18 protein-coding genes are annotated in these 18806 nt (G+C 74.3%); 12 read left to right on the top strand and 6 right to left on the bottom strand.

Annotated elements, in window-relative coordinates; all coding sequences use genetic code 11:
• The first annotated feature begins 100 nt into the window (after window positions 1–100).
• Window positions 101–1069 (top strand): Gmad2 immunoglobulin-like domain-containing protein, encoded by a 969-nt coding sequence (locus tag ENKNEFLB_RS09895; RefSeq protein ID WP_214059029.1) that lies wholly within the window; start codon window positions 101–103, stop codon window positions 1067–1069.
• A 43-nt stretch (window positions 1070–1112) separates the two neighbouring features.
• Here ENKNEFLB_RS09895 and ENKNEFLB_RS09890 read toward each other — a convergent pair whose 3' ends face one another.
• From ENKNEFLB_RS09890 to hrcA, 3 genes are all read right to left on the bottom strand, one after another.
• Window positions 1113–1880, bottom strand: coding sequence for a 16S rRNA (uracil(1498)-N(3))-methyltransferase (locus ENKNEFLB_RS09890; RefSeq protein ID WP_214059028.1), 768 nt, complete (start codon window positions 1878–1880; stop codon window positions 1113–1115).
• Between the two features lie 11 nt (window positions 1881–1891).
• The gene (gene dnaJ, locus ENKNEFLB_RS09885; RefSeq protein WP_214059027.1) at window positions 1892–3085 is read right to left on the bottom strand and encodes a molecular chaperone DnaJ; all 1194 of its coding nucleotides are present in this window, start codon (window positions 3083–3085) and stop codon (window positions 1892–1894) included.
• 87 nt (window positions 3086–3172) lie between these two features.
• Complete coding sequence (gene hrcA / locus ENKNEFLB_RS09880; RefSeq protein WP_214059026.1) at window positions 3173–4240, bottom strand: heat-inducible transcriptional repressor HrcA; 1068 nt, start codon at window positions 4238–4240, stop codon at window positions 3173–3175.
• A 119-nt stretch (window positions 4241–4359) separates the two neighbouring features.
• Between hrcA and ENKNEFLB_RS09875 the strand changes: the two genes are divergently transcribed.
• From ENKNEFLB_RS09875 to ENKNEFLB_RS09860, 4 genes are all read left to right on the top strand, one after another.
• A complete protein-coding gene (locus tag ENKNEFLB_RS09875; protein WP_214059025.1) occupies window positions 4360–5238 on the top strand; it encodes an MBL fold metallo-hydrolase in 879 nt (292 codons plus the stop codon).
• Between the two features lie 62 nt (window positions 5239–5300).
• A complete protein-coding gene (locus tag ENKNEFLB_RS09870) occupies window positions 5301–5540 on the top strand; it encodes a hypothetical protein (protein ID WP_214059024.1) in 240 nt (79 codons plus the stop codon).
• A gap of 51 nt (window positions 5541–5591) precedes the next feature.
• Window positions 5592–6443: a DUF3097 domain-containing protein gene (locus ENKNEFLB_RS09865; RefSeq protein ID WP_214059023.1), complete on the top strand. Its 852-nt coding sequence runs from the start codon at window positions 5592–5594 to the stop codon at window positions 6441–6443.
• 17 nt (window positions 6444–6460) lie between these two features.
• On the top strand, window positions 6461–6898 hold the full coding sequence (locus ENKNEFLB_RS09860) for a DUF4870 domain-containing protein (RefSeq protein ID WP_214059022.1): 438 nt from the start codon (window positions 6461–6463) through the stop codon (window positions 6896–6898).
• Window positions 6899–6919: 21 nt separating this feature from the next.
• Here the strand turns inward: ENKNEFLB_RS09860 and hemW are convergent, their stop codons facing one another.
• From hemW to ENKNEFLB_RS09845, 3 genes are all read right to left on the bottom strand, one after another.
• Window positions 6920–8155 (bottom strand): radical SAM family heme chaperone HemW, encoded by a 1236-nt coding sequence (gene hemW / locus ENKNEFLB_RS09855; RefSeq protein WP_214059021.1) that lies wholly within the window; start codon window positions 8153–8155, stop codon window positions 6920–6922.
• Window positions 8156–8234: 79 nt separating this feature from the next.
• Complete coding sequence (locus ENKNEFLB_RS09850) at window positions 8235–10082, bottom strand: AMP-dependent synthetase/ligase (RefSeq protein WP_214059020.1); 1848 nt, start codon at window positions 10080–10082, stop codon at window positions 8235–8237.
• Between the two features lie 90 nt (window positions 10083–10172).
• Complete coding sequence (locus ENKNEFLB_RS09845) at window positions 10173–10859, bottom strand: MOSC domain-containing protein (protein WP_214059019.1); 687 nt, start codon at window positions 10857–10859, stop codon at window positions 10173–10175.
• A gap of 242 nt (window positions 10860–11101) precedes the next feature.
• Here ENKNEFLB_RS09845 and ENKNEFLB_RS09840 point away from each other — a divergent pair, with 242 nt between their 5' ends.
• From ENKNEFLB_RS09840 to ppgK, 7 genes are all read left to right on the top strand, one after another.
• A complete protein-coding gene (locus tag ENKNEFLB_RS09840; protein WP_214059018.1) occupies window positions 11102–13147 on the top strand; it encodes a GAF domain-containing protein in 2046 nt (681 codons plus the stop codon).
• A 188-nt stretch (window positions 13148–13335) separates the two neighbouring features.
• A complete protein-coding gene (locus tag ENKNEFLB_RS09835; protein WP_214059017.1) occupies window positions 13336–13491 on the top strand; it encodes a hypothetical protein in 156 nt (51 codons plus the stop codon).
• A gap of 165 nt (window positions 13492–13656) precedes the next feature.
• A complete protein-coding gene (gene egtA / locus ENKNEFLB_RS09830; protein ID WP_246535946.1) occupies window positions 13657–14859 on the top strand; it encodes an ergothioneine biosynthesis glutamate--cysteine ligase EgtA in 1203 nt (400 codons plus the stop codon).
• On the top strand, window positions 14859–16214 hold the full coding sequence (gene egtB / locus ENKNEFLB_RS09825; RefSeq protein ID WP_214059016.1) for an ergothioneine biosynthesis protein EgtB: 1356 nt from the start codon (window positions 14859–14861) through the stop codon (window positions 16212–16214). The genes egtA and egtB overlap by 1 nt, the downstream gene beginning before the upstream one ends.
• 16 nt (window positions 16215–16230) lie before the next feature.
• Window positions 16231–16959 carry an ergothioneine biosynthesis protein EgtC gene (gene egtC, locus ENKNEFLB_RS09820; RefSeq protein WP_214059015.1) on the top strand — a complete coding sequence of 243 codons (729 nt, stop codon included), beginning with the start codon at window positions 16231–16233 and terminating at the stop codon, window positions 16957–16959.
• A 58-nt stretch (window positions 16960–17017) separates the two neighbouring features.
• Window positions 17018–17980 (top strand): L-histidine N(alpha)-methyltransferase, encoded by a 963-nt coding sequence (gene egtD / locus ENKNEFLB_RS09815; RefSeq protein WP_246535945.1) that lies wholly within the window; start codon window positions 17018–17020, stop codon window positions 17978–17980.
• A gap of 19 nt (window positions 17981–17999) precedes the next feature.
• On the top strand, window positions 18000–18791 hold the full coding sequence (gene ppgK, locus ENKNEFLB_RS09810; RefSeq protein ID WP_214059014.1) for a polyphosphate--glucose phosphotransferase: 792 nt from the start codon (window positions 18000–18002) through the stop codon (window positions 18789–18791).
• Window positions 18792–18806: the final 15 nt, after the last annotated feature.

The following is an 18806-nucleotide window of genomic DNA, read 5'->3' as shown; positions in this document are numbered from 1 at the left end:
TCACGGGCAACGGAGCACGGACCACCGCCGGGGCGTACGGCCCACCGACACGCGGCCGCGGCGCGGCGTACGGCTGGGACCGGAGGGGATGATGGGGCGCATGTGGTCCCACTCTGCTGCCCCCCACCACCGTCACCGTCGCCACCGCGCGATCGCCCTCGGGCTCGCGGGCGGGTTGTCCCTCGCCGCGCTCGCCGGGTGCGGGGACGACGCCGCCGAGGACGCCGCAGCGTCCGACCCGTCCGACGCTGCGTCCGCGACGCCGACGGAGGAGGCCGAGCCTTCCGGCGAGGCGTCCGCCACGCCGACGGAGGAGCCCTCGGAGGAGACCGAGGAGCCGACGTCGACCACGACGGTCCCCGTCTACGTGGTCGGGGACACCCCGCAGGGCCAGCGACTGTTCCGCGAGTTCCGCTCCGTCGAGGCCACCGACCCGCTGGTCGCCGCCGGCGAGATGCTCACGGGCGGCAGCACCCTGGACCCGGACTACGACAGCCTGCTGCCGACGGGCTCGTTCGCCGACGTGCGTCAGGGCGACGACGGCTTCGAGGTCGTCCTCGAGGACGAATCGTGGACCGAGCGTCCCGAGGGGATGACCGCGGCGCAGGCGAAGCTGGCCGTGCAGCAGGTCGTGTACACGTTGCAGGGCGTCGCCCAGGAGCGCGAGCCGCTGCGGGCCTTCGCGGAGGACGGCGGCGAGCCCACCACGCTGCTCGGCGTCCCCACCGCCCGCGGGGTGAACGCCGCGCCGCAGCTGCAGACGCTGGGGCTGGTCAACGTGACCATGCCCGAGGAGGCCACGGTCGTCAGCGACACCTTCACCGCGACCGGGGTGGCCAGCTCGTTCGAGGGCAACGTCCCGTGGGAGGTGCGCAGCGGGGGCGAGGTCGTGCAGGAGGGCTTCGCCACCGCCGACGGCTACCTGGACCGCCTCTACCCGTGGTCGGCCGAGGTCGACGTGTCCGCCCTCGACCCGGGCACGTACACGTTCGCCGCGATGACCTCCGACCCGTCGGACGGCGAGGGCGCCGGGCCCACCGAGGACACCAAGACCATCCGCGTGGAGTGAGCCCGGCGCGCGCCGGAATCGACATCTCGGCGCGCCGCGAGCGTCATCTCGGCTGTCCGGAAGCGTCATCTCGGCGCCAGCGGGGGGTGCGGGCCAGCAGCGCCGCACAGGCGACGACGCCGGCGGTCGAGGTACGCAGCACCTCCGCGCCCAGCCGTACCGAGCGGGCGCCGGCCGAGACCAGGGCGGCGACCTCGTCGTCGGTGAGGCCGCCCTCGGGCCCGACCACGACCACGAGGGTGCCGGAGGCCGGGACGTCGAGGTCGGCCAGCGCCTCGGTGGCGTCCTCGTGCAGCACCACGGCCAGGTCGGCGGTCGCTACCAGCTCGAGGACCCGCCCGGTGCGGGCCAGCTCGTCGACCTCGGGGTGCCAGGGGCGGCGGGCCTGCTTGGCGGCCTCGCGGGCGGTGGCCCTCCACCGGGCCAGCGACTTCACCGCCCGTTCGCCGCGCCACACGGCCACGCTGCGCTCCGCCGCCCAGGGCACGACCCGCGCGGCGCCGACCTCGGTGAGCACCTCGACGGCCAGCTCGCCCCGGTCGCCCTTCGGCAGCGCCTGAACCACGACCAGCTCCGGGTCGGGCCGGCCCAGGTCCTCGCGCGAGACCACGACGGCGTCGAAGGTCCGCTTGCCGGTCGCGGACACCTCGGCCACCACGCGCGCCCCGGCCCCGTCGGTCAGGACGACCTGCTCGCCGACCCGCAGCCGGCGTACGGCGACCGCGTGGTGGGCCTCGTCGCCCTCGACCGTCACGGTGGCGCCCACCCCCACACCGGCCAGGGTGGGCACCAGGTGCACCGGGAGGCTCACCGCGCCGCGTCCTAGTGGTTGAAGGCGTCGCGGAGCCGGCCGAACACCGACGACTGACGGGGCTTGACCTGGCCGTCGGGGCGCTGCTCGCCGCGGATCGCGGCCAGCTCCTCGAGCAGCTCGGTCTGCCGGGCGTCCAGCCGGGTCGGCGTCTCCACGCTGACGCTGACGACCAGGTCACCGCGCCCGCCCCGCAGGCCGGGCACGCCGCGCCCGCGCAGGACCTGCTCGAGGCCCGACTGGGTGCCCGGCTTGATCTCCAGGTCGTGCGAGGTGGACAGGTCGGGGTCCACCAGCGGGCCCTCCTCCTCCGGGCGGTCGACGACGTCGGCCTCCAGGGTGGGCAGGGTGAGCGTGGTGCCGAGCGCGGCGGCCGCCATCGGCACCGTGACCACGCAGTGCAGGTCGTCGCCGTGGCGGGTGAAGACCGGGTGCGCGGCGACGTTGATCTCGACGTAGAGGTCGCCGGCCGGGCCACCGCCGGGACCGATCTCGCCCTGCTCCGTCAGCTGCACCCGGGTGCCGGTGTCGACGCCGGGCGGGATCTTGACCGTCAACGAGCGACGCGAGCGGACCCGGCCGTCGCCGGCGCAGGTCCGGCAGGGCTCCGGGATGATCGAGCCGAACCCGCGGCAGGCCGGGCAGGGGCGCAGCGTGCGCACCTCGCCGAGGAACGACCGCTGCACCTGGGCGACCTCGCCGGCACCACGACAGGTCTCGCAGGCCACCGGCTGCGTGCCGGGCGCGGCACCGGCGCCGTCGCAGGTCGTGCACAGCACCGCGGTGTCGACCTTGAGCTCCCGGGTGACCCCGAAGGCGGCCTCGGCGAGGCTGATCTCGAGCCGGATCAGCGCGTCCTGGCCGCGGCGGCTGCGGGGACGCGGTCCTCGGCCCCCACCGGCGGCACCGCCCTGGCCGCCGAAGAAGGCGTCCATGATGTCGGTGAACGAGAAGCCCGCACCCTGGCCGAACCCGCCGGCGCCGGCCCCGCCGAAGGGGTCGCCGCCGCGGTCGTAGGCCGAGCGCTTCTGGGGGTCCGAGAGCACCTCGTAGGCCGCCGAGACCTCCTTGAACCGCTCCTGCGTCGCCGGGTCCGGGTTCACGTCCGGGTGGAGCTGGCGAGCGAGGCGGCGGTAGGCCTTCTTGATGGTGTCGCTGTCGGCGTCGCGCTCGACGCCGAGCATCGCGTAGAGGTCCTGGCTCACGCTGGGATCATCGTCCTTCGGTCCGTGGGGGCTGGGGGCAGGTCGGGGGTACGGGCGCGGCCGGGGCCGCGCCGGGGGCGGGGCCGGTCAGGCCTCGTCGAGGATGCGGGTGACGTAGCGGGCCACGGCGCGGACCGCGGCCATCGTGCCGGGGTAGTCCATCCGGGTGGGGCCGACGACGCCGAGCGTGGCGAGGACGTCGTCGCGCGGGCCGTACCCGGTGGCGACCACGCTGGTCGAGGCCAGCTGCTCGTACGGCCCCTCGCGGCCGATGCGCACCGTGACCGCACCGTCGGCGCCGGCCTCCCCGAGCAGCTTGAGCAGCACGACGTGCTCCTCCAGCGCCTCGAGCAGCGGACGGACTGCCGAGTCGGGGCTGTCGACGTGGCGGGCGAGGTTCGCCGCGCCGCCGACCGCGACCCGCTCGTCGGAGCGGTGGTCGCTCATCGCCTCGAGCAGGGCCTCGACGACCGGGCTGCTCGCCGCGCTGGTGGCCCGGGTGGCGTCCTCGGGGCCGGCGACGGCGGGATCCTCGGCCGGACCGGGGGGTGGGCCGGCGAGCGCGCGCAAGGCGTCGGCAGCGGAGGCGATCAGCTCGCCGACCGCGGCCCGGTTCACCAGGCTGCGGAGGTCGGCGAGGTCCTCGTCGCCCATCGGCTCGGCGACCTCGACGACCCGCTGCTCGACGCGGCCGGTGGACAGGATCAGCACGACCAGGAGCCGGGTCGGGGCGAGCGCGACGAGCTCGACGTGGCGCACGGTGGACCGCGACAGCACGGGGTACTGCACGACGGCCACCTGACGGGTCAGCTGCGAGAGAAGCCGCACCGAGCGGCCGACGACGTCGTCGAGGTCGACGGCGCCGTCGAGGAAGGTCGCGATCGCCCGCTTCTCGGCCCCCGTCATCGGCTTGACGGTGGTGAGCCGGTCGACGAAGAGCCGGTAGCCCTTGTCGGTCGGCACCCGGCCGGCGCTGGTGTGGGGCTGCGCGATGTAGCCCTCGTCCTCCAGCACGGCCATGTCGTTGCGCACGGTGGCCGGCGAGACGCCCAGGCGGTGCCGCTCGACGAGCGCCTTGGAGCCGACCGGCTCCTCGGTGGACACGTAGTCCTCGACGATGGCGCGCAGCACGGCGAGCCTGCGTTCCTCCTGCATCCCCCGGTCCTCCTCCCGCGTCTGGCACTCCCCGATCGTGAGTGCCAATCCTAGCGCGTGGGGCCCGATCCACCGCCTCCGCGGGGAGGGCCGGGGGCGTGCGGGCCTAGGGTGAGGGCGTGCCGTTCACCGAGGTCGCCGACCGCGTCTGGGTCGCCCCGCAGCCGTGGTGCGACGTCAACGTGTCCGTCGTCGGCGGTGCCGCCGGCATGGTCGTGGTCGACACCTCCGGCTCGACCGCCGCGGCGGCCCCCGTGGCCGAGGCGGTCGCCGGGCTGCCCGGCGACGTCGTGGCCGTGGTGACCACCCACTGGCACCACGACCACGCCTTCGGCGTCGCCGCCTTCCGCGCACGGTGGCCGGCGGTGCCGGTGCACGCCCAGGAGACCGCGGCCGCGGAGCTGGCGCGCTGGGGCGAGGACACCCGCCTGCGGATGGCCGCCGACCCCGCGGAGGAGCACGCGGCCGAGCTGGCCGCGACCGCGCTGGTCGCCCCGGACCACGTGTTCTCCGCCGTCAGCGTCCTCGACCTCGGCGACCGGGTGGTCGAGCTGGTCCACCCCGGCGCGGGCCACACCGGGGGCGACCTCGTCGTCCGGGTCGGCGACGTCGACCTGGTCCTGGCCGGCGACCTGGTCGAGCAGTCCGAGCTCGCGGGGGAACGCTCCGTGGGCGGCCTCGCCGTCCCCGGTCTCGGACCGGACTGCCACCCGCTGGCCTGGCCCTCGACCCTCGACGTCGTCCTGGACCTGCTCACCCCCGCGACCCTGGTGGTGCCCGGCCACGGACGGCCGGTCGACCGCGACCACGTCGAGCAGCAGCGCAACGAGCTCGGCCTGCTCGCCCAGCAGGTGCGCGACCTGGCCGCCGGCGGCGTCGGTCCGGACGAGGCGCTGGCACGCGGCGAGTGGCCCTTCCCGCGGCACCTGCTCGCCGACGCCGTCCGCCGGGGGTACGACGCGCTCCCCCGCGGCGGCCGACGACTCCCTCTCGCCTGACCCCGCCGGGACCAGGTCCACGGGGTGGTTGACGCCCGCGCCGGACCCACTAGCGTCGCGCCATGAGCAACGCCTCCGACGAAGACGCCACCGCCGGACCCGACATCGGGATCTCGGACGACCAGCTGCCCGAGGACCTGGTGCCCAGCGAGGAGAACCCGCTGGCCGAGGGCCTCACCGACGGCGAGCAGGTCGACGACCTGATGTCCAGCGGCAAGCCGGTGGAGCGCTCGGAGCCCGACGGCCCGTTCGGCGAGAACGACACCTCCCACGACGAGGGGGACGACAGCACCGGGTCCTGACCCCGGCGCGCGTCCCGGGCACCGTAGGCGGCGCCGCCTACCGTGTCCCGGGTGAGCGACCGCTACGGATCCGACGTCCTCTCCGGCGACTGGCGCGCGCCCCGACGCGGGCGTGCGCAACCGGCCACGGCCGACCTCGGCACCGTCGTGGAGGAGGTCACCACCGACTTCTGCGGGGAGGTCGTCTCGGTCGACCGCGACCTGCACGTGCTGACCCTCGAGGACCGGCACGGCAAGCGCCGCACCTTCCCGCTCGGCGCCGGCTTCCTGATCGAGGGTCGACCGGTCGTGCTGTCCGCCCCGGTGCACGTGCGCGCCCCGGCCGCCCCCACCCGTACGGCCTCCGGGTCGGTCGCCGTCGCCGGCGCCCGCGCCCGGGTGGCCCGCGCCAGCCGCATCTTCGTCGAGGGCAAGCACGACGCCGAGCTGGTCGAGAAGGTCTGGGGCGAGGACCTGCGCCTGGAGGGCGTGGTCGTGGAGATGCTGCACGGCGTCGACGACCTGCCCGCCCAGCTCCGAGACTTCGCTCCCGGCCCCGGCCGGCGGGTCGGCGTCCTGGTCGACCACCTCGTGCCCGGCTCGAAGGAGAGCCGCGTGGCCGCCGAGGTCGCGGCCTCCCCGCTGGGCGAGCACGTCCTGGTCGTCGGCCACCCGTTCGTCGACGTCTGGGCCGCCGTCAAGCCGCAGCGGGTCGGCCTGGAGGCGTGGCCCGAGATCCCGCGCTCGGTGGAGTGGAAGCGCGGCATCTGCGCCGCCCTGGGATGGCCGCACGCCGAGCAGGCCGACATCGCCCGGGCCTGGCAGCGGATCCTCGCGCGCGTCTCGACCTACGCCGACTGCGAGCCGGCCCTGCTCGGTAGGGTCGAGGAGCTCATCGACTTCGTCACCGACCCCGACGCGTGACCCGCCAGGAGACACCCATGGACCAGCAGCCCCCGTACCCCCCGCAGCAGCCCTACGGCCAGCAGCCGTCCGGCTGGCAGCCCGGTGGACAGCTCAGCGCGATGGACCGCACCTGGGGCGGCGCCGCGCACTGGAGCGCGCTGGTCGCGGCGTTCCTCGCGCTCGCGTTCCTCGGCCCGCTGCTGGTGCTGCTGGTGCGCTCCGACTCCCCCTGGGTCCGGCGTCAGGCCGTGGAGTCGCTGAACTTCCAGCTCTCGATGGTGATCTACGGGATCGTCGGCGGGATCCTCGCGGTGGTGGTCGTGGTGCTGACCCTGGGTATCGGCCTGCTCGCCGTCATCCCGCTCGCGCTCGCCGCCGCCGCGTTCTGGCTGGTGTTCACCATCATCGGTGCCGTGAAGGCCTCCAACGGCGAGGACTACCGCTACCCGCTGACGATCCGGATGGTCAGCTGACCCTCCCCTGCCGGACCCTCCTCAGGGGAGCAGGTCGCGCACGACCCCGTCGGCGAGCAGGCGGCCGGCGTCGGTGAGCACCAGCCGGGAGCCGGCGACGACGACCAGGCCCCGCGCCACCAGGTCCGGGACGGCGGCGGCCCCGGACGGGTCGAGCACGTCGAGCGGCAGACCGTCGCGCAGCCGCAGCTCGAGCATCACCCGCTCCACCCGCCGGTCCTCGGCGGAGAGCACCTCCCGGGCCTGGGCCGGGCTGGCGTCGCCCGCGAGCCGCGCCGCGTACGCCGCCGGGTGCTTGACGTTCCACCAGCGCACGCCGCCCACGTGGGAGTGCGCGCCGGGGCCGACTCCCCACCAGTCGCCGCCGGTCCAGTAGCCCATGTTGTGCCGGCACCGGCGGTCCTGGTCCCCGGGCTCGCCCCGCGCCCAGTTGGACACCTCGTACCACCCGAGCCCGGCCGCCCGGAGCCGCGCGTCGGCCACGACGTACTTCTCGGCGAGGTCGTCCTCGTCGGGCATCGGGAGCTCGCCGCGCCGGACGCGGCGGGCCAGGGCGGTGCCGGCCTCCACGATCAGGGAGTAGGCCGAGACGTGGTCGGGCTCGCAGGCCAGCGCCGCGTCCAGGGTGGTGGCCCAGTCGGCGGCCGACTCCCCCGGCGTGCCGTAGATCAGGTCCAGGCTGACCTGGGAGATCCCGGCCTGGCGGGCCCACTCGACCACCTGCGGCACCCGCTCGGGGTCGTGCGTGCGGTCCAGGGTGCGCAGCACGTGCGGCACCGAGGACTGCATGCCGAAGGAGATCCGGTCGAAACCGGCCTCCCGCAGCGCCGTGAGCCGCGCGGGGGTGACGCTGTCGGGGTTGGACTCCGTGGTCACCTCGGCGTCGGGCGCCAGCCCGAAGCAGTCCCGCACGGCGGCGACGACGCGCCCCAGGTCGGCCGGCTCGAGCAGGGTCGGCGTGCCACCGCCGACGAAGACCGTCGAGACCGGGACGTCGGCGTCCCCGAGCGCGGCGCGGGCCCGGTGGACCTCGGTGACGGCCGCCTCCGCGTAGGTCGCCCGGGAGGCGCCCGGGTGCTGCTGCGGGCCCAGCTCCTCGGCGGTGTAGGTGTTGAAGTCGCAGTAGCCGCACCGCACCGTGCAGAACGGCACGTGCAGGTAGAAGCCGAACGGTCGCCGGCCCAGCTCGGCGCGGGCCGCCTCCGGCAGCGACCCGTCGACCGGGGCGGGTTCGCCCTCGGGCAGCGTGGACGGCACGGCCCGATCCTGCCACCCGCTGCCCCGACGGGTCAGGACGGGGACCCGTCCTGACCCGTCGTCGAGACGGTGCCGGGGCTCAGGCGGTGTAGAAGGAGGAGATCAGCTGCTGGTGGTTGTCCTCCACGACGTTGCGCTTGACCTTCATCGACGGTGTGAGCTCGCCGGACTCGATGGAGAGGTCGTGGTCGAGGATCTCCCACTTCTTGATGGTCTCCCAGCGGTTCAGCCGCTCGTTGAGCTGCTCGACGTAGTCGCCGACCATCGCGTGCACCTTCTGCGAGGAGACGATCTCCGTGTAGGAGCTGCCGCCCATCCCGTTCTCCTCGGCCCAGGTGGCCATGGCGTCGGGGTCGAGGGTGATCAGGGCGACCACGAAGTTGCGCTCGTTGCCGAAGACCACGAACTGGCTCGTGTAGGGGCACAGCGCCTTGAACTTCGACTCGATGGCCGAGGGGGCGATGTACTTCCCGCCGGAGGTCTTGAACAGGTCCTTGATCCGCCCGGTGATGGTCAGGAACCCGTCGGCGTCGAGGCTGCCCTTGTCCCCGGTGCGCAGCCAGCCGTCCTCGGTCAGCGTCGCCGCGGTCTCCTCGGGCAGGTTGTGGTAGCCGTCCATCACGTGGGGGCCCCGGACCTGGACCTCGTCGCCCTCGCCGATCCGGATCTCGCTGCCCGGCATCGCGTGGCCCACGGTGCCGATCTTGTAGTCCGAGGGGTGCCCGACCGCGGCGCCGGCGGCGTTCTCGGTCAGCCCGTAGCCCTCGAGGATCAGGATCCCGGCGGCGTGGAACCAGCTCGCGATCTCGCCGTTCAGCGCCGCGGAGCCCGAGATGAAGAACCGGACCCGTCCACCGAAGCGCTCACGGACCTTGCTGAAGACCAGCTTGTCGAAGACGGCGTGCTGCGCCTTGAGCGGCAGCGGGATGCTCTGACCCTCCCGCTTTCGGCGGTCGACCTCCAGGCCGACCTTGAAGGCCTGGTCGAAGATCTTCTTCTTCGCCCCGCCCTCGGAGGCCGTCATCGTCACGATCCGGCCGTGCGCCTTCTCGAAGATGCGAGGTGCGGCGCCCATGAAGGTGGGCTTGACGACGCCCAGGTTGTCCACGATCCGGTCGACGCGGCCGTCGATGGCGGTCGCGAAGCCGCACGCCATCTGGGTGGACAGCAGCACCTTGCCGAAGGAGTGCGCCATCGGCAGCCACAGGAACTGCAGGTCGGTCTCGTCCAGGATGCCCTGGGCCTTGATCGCCTCGCCCTCGTAGACCCACGAGCGGTGCTTGAGCCGCACGCCCTTCGGCTTGCCGGTGGTGCCGGAGGTGTAGATCAGGGTCGCCAGCTGGTCGGGCTGGATGGAGGCGGCGATGTCGTCGATCAGCCCCGGCTCCGCCGCCAGGCGCTCGTCACCGAGCGCGGCGAGGGTCTCCATGCTGATCACCCAGTCGTCGAGGTCGTCGTCCCCGGTGCTGCCGCCCTCGTGGTCGCTGAACGCGACGACCTTGGTCAGCGCGGGCAGCTCCGCGCGTCGCTCGCGGAGCTTCGCCAACTGCTCGGCGTCCTCGGCGAAGACCACGTGGGAGTCGGAGTCGGCGAGGATGTAGGCGGTGTCCTCGGCGTTCGTGCTCGGGTAGACCGTCGTGGTCGCGCCGCCGGCGCACATGACGGCGAGGTCGGCCAGCACCCATTCGTAGCGGGTGTTGGAGGCGATGCCGACCCGCTGCTCCTGGGTCACCCCGAGCGCGACCAGTCCGGCCGCGAGACGGCGGACGCGCTTGCCGGCCTCGTCCCAGGTCACCGACTCCCAGGAGTCACCGCGGGGGAAGCGGAAGGCCTCGGCGGAGCCGGAGGCCCGGACGCGGTCGAGGAACTGGACGGCCACGTTCTGGGGCAGGTGGTCGAGGAAGCTGGTGTCGATCGGGACGGGCATGACTCTCCTGGCGACGGCCGAGACGGATGGGCGAGGCGGTGCGCGGCACGCGGGGTGCCGGCGAACTGGTGCGTAACCTAGTTCACACGGTTACGCGCCGGTAGCCGTACTCGCCGGGCTGCCCAGATAGGTCTCCACGCGCTCCCTCGCCTGCGCCGGCAGCGCCTCGACGCGCAGCAGCTCGGGCAGCAGCTCGGGGTGGCCGTGCAGCGCCCGGAAGAAGGTGGTGACGGTGACCCCGTGGCCGGGGCGGTGGACCACCTCCAGCGGGTCCCCGGGCGCGACCGTGCCGGGCACGAGCACCCGCAGGTACGGCCCGGGACGCCCCTCCTCGGCGAACCGCCGGACCCAGGCCCGGGCGTCGTGACCGGTGCGCCCCATCCAGGTCTTGAAGTCGTTGCACGGCGTGCGGACCGAGGCGACCTCGAGCACCGTGCCGTCGGGGCCGCCGACCCGCCAGCGCTCCCCCATCTCGGCCTCGTTGACGTCGATCCCGGTGGTGGTCAGGTTCTCCCCGAAGTGCCCGTCGGGGAGCTCCGTGCCCAGCACCCCGGCCCAGCGGTCGAGGTCCTCGCGGGCGAAGGCGTAGACCGCCTTGTCCGGCCCGCCGTGGTGACGGGTGTCGGCCACCTCGTCGCCGTCCAGCCCGAGCGGGCCCACCGCGACCCGACCGAGGACCTGCTGCTTGTCGATGGCGGTGCGGCCGATGCCGGCCCACGGGGCCGCACGGGGACGACCGACGTTGACGGAGCGGACCAGTGCCTCGCCGGTGACCATGGGGTGCATCCTCGCACCGCGTCGCGCCTCGGTGCCCGAGGCTGGAGGCCGCCGCGCCCGGCGGTCGGTCGTGACGGCCGGGAAGATCCCGGTTCCCGAGCGCGGCCTTCCGGACCCGCCTATCGTGGGACCACGATCGAACAGTGGGGGGACGTCCGTCTCGAAGGTGGGAAGACCATGAGCAGCGTGTCGCGCAGGTGTGTCACTGCGGCCGGTCCTCGGGCGGGCGACGCGTCGGCGCAATGACGTCCGACACCGAGAACGACGCCCCCGTCGTCCGGACCGCGCGCCGCGGGACTCTCCTGATCTGGCTGCTCGCCGCGGCGATGGCGGGCCTGGCCGGGCTGATCGCCGCACCGGCGGTGCTCGACGACCCGGGATCGGCCGCCCCGGACCTCCGGTGGTTCGCCCTGCTCCCGCTGTTCGCGCTCGCCGAGATCGTGGTCGTCCACCTGCCGACCCAGCGCAACGCGCACGGGCACACCCTCCGTGAGATCCCTGCGGTGCTCGGCCTGACCTTCCTCGCACCCCAGCAGTACGTCAGCGTCTACGTCGTCGGCGCCGTGCTCGGCCTCGTCGTCGCGGCCCGGATGCGGGGCGTGAAGCTGGCGTTCAATGCTGCGATGTTCGCCCTCGAGGCGGCCCTCGGGGCGGTGACCTACCACGCGATCCTGCAGGGCGGTGACCCCCTGTCGCCGACCGGGTGGCTGGCCGTGCTGGTGGCCGTGCTCGTCACGGACCTCATGTCGGCCGGCGCCGTGACCGCCGGCATCAGCCTCACCGAGGGAGTCTTCGACGGAGAGATCCTGCGGGAGGCGCTGCGGTCCGGCTCCGTGGCCGCCTTCATCAACACCTGCGTCGCCCTGCTCGTGGCGACGCTCGTGCTGGTGCAGCCGTCGGCGCTGCCGCTCCTGGGTGTCGTCGTGGTCCTCCTGGTCCTTGCCTACCGCGTCTACATCTCCCTCGCCCGAGGGCACGCCCGCACCCGTCTGCTCTACAGGTTCGTCGACCGCACCTCCTCCGCGCGCTCCGTGGAGGAGGTCGTCGAGGTCGTGCTGCGGGAGGCCGCAGACCTGATGTACTCCGAGCGGTCCTACCTCGTGGAGGTCCTCGACGAGCAGCAGGTGCGTTACCAGGCCTTCTCGGGCGACACCGTGCACGCCGAGGTCCTGGAGCTGGGGGCCGAACCCTGGTGGTGGCGCGCACTGGACGCCGGCGTGGCGCAGCACGAGGCGCCGCGCCACGGGCACGACGAGGCGCCCGAGCACCCGGTCGCGCCGGCGCTGACGTCGGCTCCGCGCGACGGACTCGCCGCCCAGCTGCGAGGAACCGGTTCCGCCCGGTACCTGCTCGTGGTGTGTGACCGGTCCTTCGACCAGGAGACGTTCGGTGACGAGGACGTCCAGGTCTTCGAGGCGCTCGCCGCCCACGCCGGTGTCGCGATCGAGCGCGCACGGATCGTCAGCGACCTCCAGACGCTGGCGGGGGAGCTCAAGACCGCACGCGACACGGCCGTGGCGGTCTCGGAGGCCAAGTCGATGTTCCTGGCCAACATGAGCCACGAGGTCCGCACCCCGCTCACCACCGTGCTCGCCGCCGGCGAGCTGTTGAACGAGACCCCGCTCGACGAGGACCAGCTGAAGCTGCTCGGCAGGATGCACCGGTCCGGGGAGATGCTGCTGTCCCTGGTGGAGAACCTCCTCGACTTCTCCCGGATCGATGCCGGGCACGCCACCCTGCACCACGCCGCCTTCGACCTGCGCGCGATGGTGGCCGACGTCGTCGACGCCCACGAGCCACGCGCGCAGGCCGAGGGGATCACGTTGGACTGCGTCGTGGACCCGAGGGTGCCCGGCGTCGTCGTGGGAGACCGGACCAGGATCGTCCAGGTGCTGACCAACCTGACGGGCAACGCGCTGAAGTTCACCCCCGAGGGCGGACGCGTGTGGCTGGACGTCCGGCCCGTCGAGGACGACGGCGACGGCGGCCCCGGGGTGCGGTTCGCCGTCTCGGACACCGGCATCGGGATCGACGAGGACCACCAGGCATCGATCTTCACCGCCTTCAGCCAGGTCGACGGCTCGGCCACCCGGCGGTACGAGGGGACCGGCCTCGGCCTGGCGATCTGCAAGCAGCTGACCGAGCTCATGGGCGGGGTGATCACCGTGGCTGGAGAGCTGGGTGTGGGCAGCACGTTCGAGGTCCGGCTGCCGCTGGTCGAGAGCGAGCCGACGCCTCCCCCGGGCGGCGGGACGACCCGATCGCCGTCGGGCAGACCGCCCGGCTGACCTCACGCCGGCGGGCAGGGAGGTCGGAGGTCCTACCGGGGCCGGTATTGCCGGGGATCTGCTGCGAACCGGTCGGGGGATGCCGGAGAGTGGACCCTGCACGACCGGTTCTCGGGCCATACCCGAACAGCGGCCCGAGGCCACCGTGTGGATCCACCCACCCCCCACCCCCCACCCGAAGGACCATCATGAATCTGACGACCCGCAAGATCCTCGCCGCCGCCGCGTTCGCCGCCTTCGCCGGCTCGACCCTCGCCGCGGCCCCCGCCCAGGCAGCCGACGGCGTGTCCGTCGGGTCCTCTGCCAAGGGCTCCAGCCACACCGACGCGCGCAGCTGGCGCTGACGCGACGACCCTGACGGGCCGCGGACACCCGCAGCAGGCCCGTCCGCGACCCCCGGGGGCAGGCACGGGTGCCCGCTCCCGGGGGTCCTGCGGTCGGAGCGGACCCTGCTGCCGGGCTCCTTCGGGTGGGTCGGTCGTCACCCCCCGTGTGCTTGGCTGAGCGACGTGACGGCAGGCATCGACACCCGCCCCCTGTTGCGCGACCGCGACGCGGTCGCCGGCTACGTCGAGCGGGTCTGCTTCAAGACCGGGCCCCCTGGACTCGTGGGGACCGAGCTCGAGTGGATCGTCGTCGACCCGGACGATCCCACCGCCCCGGTCCCGCTCCCCCACCTCCGGGAGGTCCTCGCCGCGGCGGGGCCCCCGCCCCGGGGCAGCCGCCTCACCTTCGAACCCGGCGGGCAGGTCGAGCTCAGCTCCCTGCCGCACCAGGGCACCAGTGCCTGCTGGTCGGCGCTCGAGGAGGACGTACGGCACGTCCGGACCGCGCTCGAGGCGGTCCGGCTCCGCCTTCTCGACACCGCCCTCGACCCGTACCGCGTCCCGCGCCGTCAGCTGCGGCACCCCCGCTACGACGCGATGGAGCAGCACTTCGTCCGCGCCGGCGGCGCCTCGGCGGCGATGGGCCCGGCGATGATGACGACGACCGCGGCCTGCCAGGTCAACCTCGACGTCGGGCGGGACCGTGCCGACGCCCACCGGCGGTGGTCGCTGCTGCACACCGTCGGCCCGGTGATGGTGGCTGCGTTCGCCAACTCCCCGGTCGGCGCGGACGGCGACACCGGGTGGCGCTCGGGACGGCAGCGGGTCTGGCAGGGCCTGGAGCGGGCCCGCACGTCCGCGCCCCGCGAGGGCGACCCGGTGGCCGCGTGGACCGACTACGCCCTCGACGCCTCGGTCATGCTGCGGCGCGGCGACGGTGACGACTGGGCGGGGCCCGCCGGCTGGACGATGCGGGACTGGCTGCTGGCCGACGACCCGCTGGCCGAGCCCGACCTCGCCCTGCACCTGACCACGCTGTTCCCGCCCGTCCGCCCGCGGGGCTGGTACGAGGTCCGCTACCTCGACACCCAGCCGTACCGCTGGTGGGTGGTCCCGACCGCCGTGCTGGCCGCCCTGCTCGACGACCCGGTCGCCTCGGCCGCCGCCGCGGAGGCCTGCGCGGGCCTCGACGACTGGACCGCCGCCGCCCGTGACGGCCTGGCCGACCCCGGGCTGCACGCCGCGGCCCTGGCCTGCCTCGACGCGGCGCTGGCCGCGCTGACCCGTCTCGGCGAGGACGCCGCCCTGGTCGCGGTCGTCGCCGACTTCCGCGACACCTACACCGCCCTGGGCCGCTGCCCGGCCGACGACCCCCTGGAGCCCTGATGACCTCCACGACCTCCCCCGGCACCGACGTGCGGACGCTGGACGAGCACGCGCTGCGCCAGCACGTCGCCGACGAGCTCGAGCGCGTGCGCGAGCGCAGCGCCGGGCTGACCACCGCGGTGCTGGACGAGGACGAGCTCCTGGCCCAGCACTCGCGGCTGATGTCGCCGCTGGTGTGGGACCTGGCGCACGTCGGCAACTACGAGGAGCTGTGGCTGCTGCGCGAGACCCGCGGTGACGCGGCGATGCGGCCCGACATCGACGACCTCTACGACGCCTTCGAGCACCCCCGTGACACCCGTCCCAGCCTGCCGCTGCTGCGCCCCGACGAGGCCGGTGACTACCTGGCGCTGGTGCGCCGCAAGGTGCTGGACGCCCTCGGGACCACGCCGGTCACCGCCCGAGAGGACCGACCCGACCCGCTGCGCGACCACGGGTTCGTCTTCGGGATGGTGATCCAGCACGAGCACCAGCACGACGAGACGATGCTCGCGACCCACCAGCTGCGTCGCGGGACGCCGGTGCTGCCGGCCACCGACGACCTGCCCGCGCCGGCCGGCCCGGTCGTGGCCGCCGAGGTCCTGGTGCCGGCCGGCCCCTTCGTGCAGGGCACCACCGACGACCCGTGGTCGCTGGACAACGAGCGGCCGGCGCACACCGTCGACGTCGGTGCCTTCGCCATCGACACCACCCCGGTGACCAACGCGGCGTACCTCGCCTTCGTGGAGGCCGGCGGCTACGACGACCCGCGCCTGTGGACCACCGCCGGCTGGCGGTGGCGCTGCGAGAGCGGCAAGCGCGCGCCGGCGTTCTGGTTCCGCGACGCCGGCACCTGGCTGCGCCGCCGGTTCGCCCGGGTGGAGGAGCTGCCGGGGGCCGAGGCCGTCCAGCACGTCTGCTTCCACGAGGCCCAGGCGTACGCCCGCTGGGTCGGGCGGCGGCTGCCCACGGAGGCCGAGTGGGAGAAGGCGGCCTCCTGGGACCCGGTGACGGCGACCAAGCGACGCTTCCCGTGGGGCGAGGAGGCCCCCGACGAGCAGCGCGCCAACCTCGGTCAGACCCGGTTCCGCCCGACGGTCGCCGGGTCGTACCCCGCGGGCGCCTCCGCGTACGGCGCCCTGCAGATGGTGGGCGACGTGTGGGAGTGGACCTCGACGGTCTTCACCGGTTACCCCGGCTTCCGCCCGTTCCCCTACCCGGAGTACTCCGAGGTGTTCTTCGACGACGGCTACCGGGTGCTGCGCGGTGGCTGCTGGGCCACCGACCCGCAGGCGGTCCGGACCACGTTCCGCAACTGGGACCACCCGATCCGCCGACAGGTCTTCTCCGGCTTCCGCACCGCGCGCGACGCCTGAGGACGACGGACAGCCCATGTGTCGTCACCTGGCCTGGCGTGGCGAGCCGCGCTCCCTGCACGACCTCGTCCTCGCGCCCCCGCACTCGCTGGAGACCCAGTCGTGGGCGCCGCGGCGCCAGCGGCACGGCACCGTCAACGTCGACGGGTTCGGGGTGGGCTGGTGGGTGCCGGACCGTCCGGAGCCGGTGCGCTACCGCCGCGCGCAGCCGATCTGGACCGACGCCTCCTTCGCCTCCCTGGCACCCACCGTCTCCGCCGCGTCGGTCGTGGCGGCCGTCCGCTCCGCGACGCCCGGCACGGCCCCCGACGAGGGGGCGGCCGCACCGTTCACGCACGGGCGGTGGCTGGTCAGCCACAACGGGCGCCTCGGCGACTGGGCGGCGGCCCGCGCGGGCCTGGGCCCCCGGGCCGCCGACGTGCCCGACACCCGCACCGGCGTCGACTCCGCGCTGCTGGTGGGGCTGGCCCTGGCGCGGTGGCTCGACGGGACGCCGTTGGCCGAGGGGCTGGCCGCGGCCACCCACGACCTGCTCGCCCACGGCGGCGGGCGGCTGACGACGCTGGCCGGCGACGGTGCGAGCATCGCCGGCGTGGTCCGTGGCGAGCCGATGTGGACACTGGCCACCGGGGCCGGCGTCCTGGTCGCCTCCGAGCCGCACGACGACGACCACCGCTGGACCGAGGTCCCCGACGACCACGTCCTGCTCGTGGACGACGACGGCCTGCACCTGCACCCCCTCTGACCCTGCCTGCCCCGCCCCACCCGCGCAGCGCCCCGCTGCACCCCACGAAGGAGTGGCCGTGCCCACCATCGACCGACACCTGACGCCCGAGGACCTCGCCGCGACCATGCGCGAGGACGTACGCCGCGGGCTGACCGCCTCGCCCAAGGTCCTGGCGCCGAAGTACTTCTACGACGGCCGCGGCAGCGAGCTGTTCGAGGAGATCACCCGGCTCCCCGAGTACTACCCGACCCGGGCCGAGCGCGAGATCCTCGAGACCCGCGCCGCCGAGATCGCCGACCTGACCAAGGCCCGCACGCTCGTCGAGCTGGGCTCGGGATCCTCGGAGAAGACCCACCTGCTGCTCGGCGCGCTGCGCGACGTCGGGTCGCTGGAGCGGTACGTGCCGGTCGACGTGAGCGCGGACGCCGTCGAGTGGGCGATGCCCGGGCTGGTCGAGGCGTACCCCGGGGTCGAGGTCCACGGCGTCGTGGCCGACTTCGAGCGGCACCTGCACCTGCTGCCCACCGAGGGGCCCCGGCTGGTGGCCTTCCTCGGCGGGACGGTCGGCAACTTCGAGCCCGACCAGCGCGCCGCCTTCCTCGCCGCCGTGGCCGCCACGATGACGCCCGGTGACGCCCTGCTGCTGGGCACCGACCTGGTCAAGGACCCCGCCCGGCTGGTCGCGGCCTACGACGACGCCGCCGGCGTCACCGCGGACTTCGACCTCAACGTGCTGCGGGTGATGAACGCCTCCCTGGGCGCCGACTTCGACGTCGACGGCTTCCAGCACCTGTCGGTCTGGAACGCCGAGGACGAGTGGATCGAGATGCGGCTGCGGTCGCGGCGTGCCCAGCGGGTGCGTCTGGACGCGTTGGACCTGGAGGTCGACTTCGCCGAGGGCGAGGAGGTGCGGACCGAGATCTCGGCCAAGTTCCGCCAGAGCCGGGTCGAGGCGGAGCTCGAGGCCGCCGGGCTGCGCCCGACCGCGTTCTGGACCGACGAGGCCGGCGACTACGCCCTCTCCCTGGGCACCGCCTGATCTGACAGGGTTGCTCCCCATGACCAGCAGCGACACGACGCACCCCGACCCGGGGCACCTGGCCCGCCTCCCGCTCGGGGTCGACATCGGCGGGACCGGGATGAAGGCCGCGCCCGTCGACCTTGGGGCGGGCGACTTCGCCGCCGAGCGGGTGCGCGAGCGGACCCCCCAGCCGGCGACGCCGCAGGCCGTGGCCGACGCCCTGGCCCGGGTGGTCTCGACGTTCCCCGTCTCCGACGCCCCGGTCGGGGTGACCATGCCGGGCATCGTGCGCCACGGCGTCGTCGGCTCCGCGGCCAACATCGACGCGGCCTGGGTCGGCACCGACGCGGACGCGCTCTTCACCCGCACCCTGGGACGCGCGGTGCACGTCGTCAACGACGCGGACGCCGCGGGCCTCGCCGAGGCGACCTACGGCGCGGCCCGCGGCCGCAGCGGCCTGGTCCTGGTCACCACGCTCGGCACCGGGATCGGCTCCGCACTGGTCCACGACGGACAGCTGGTGCCGAACTCCGAGCTGGGACACCTCGAGCTCGACGGGCACGTCGCCGAGCACCGCGCGGCCAACTCCGCCCGGGAGCGCGAGGAGCTGACGATGGCGGCCTGGGCCGAGCGGCTCACCCGGTTCTACCGGCACCTGGAGCGACTCTTCTCCCCCGACCTGTTCGTGGTCGGCGGGGGCGTCAGCAAGAAGGCCGACGAGTTCCTGCCGCTGCTCGAGATCAGCACCGAGATCGTGCCGGCCACGCTGCGCAACAAGGCCGGCATCGTCGGGGCGGCGCTGGAGGCCGACCGCGCGGCCCACCGCTGACGCGTCCGGCCGGCC

Source organism: Nocardioides aquaticus (assembly GCF_018459925.1).
Lineage (GTDB): Bacteria > Actinomycetota > Actinomycetes > Propionibacteriales > Nocardioidaceae > Nocardioides > Nocardioides aquaticus.
Note: the sequence above shows the minus strand (reverse complement) of the source record. Positions and strands in the feature narration are given on the sequence as shown.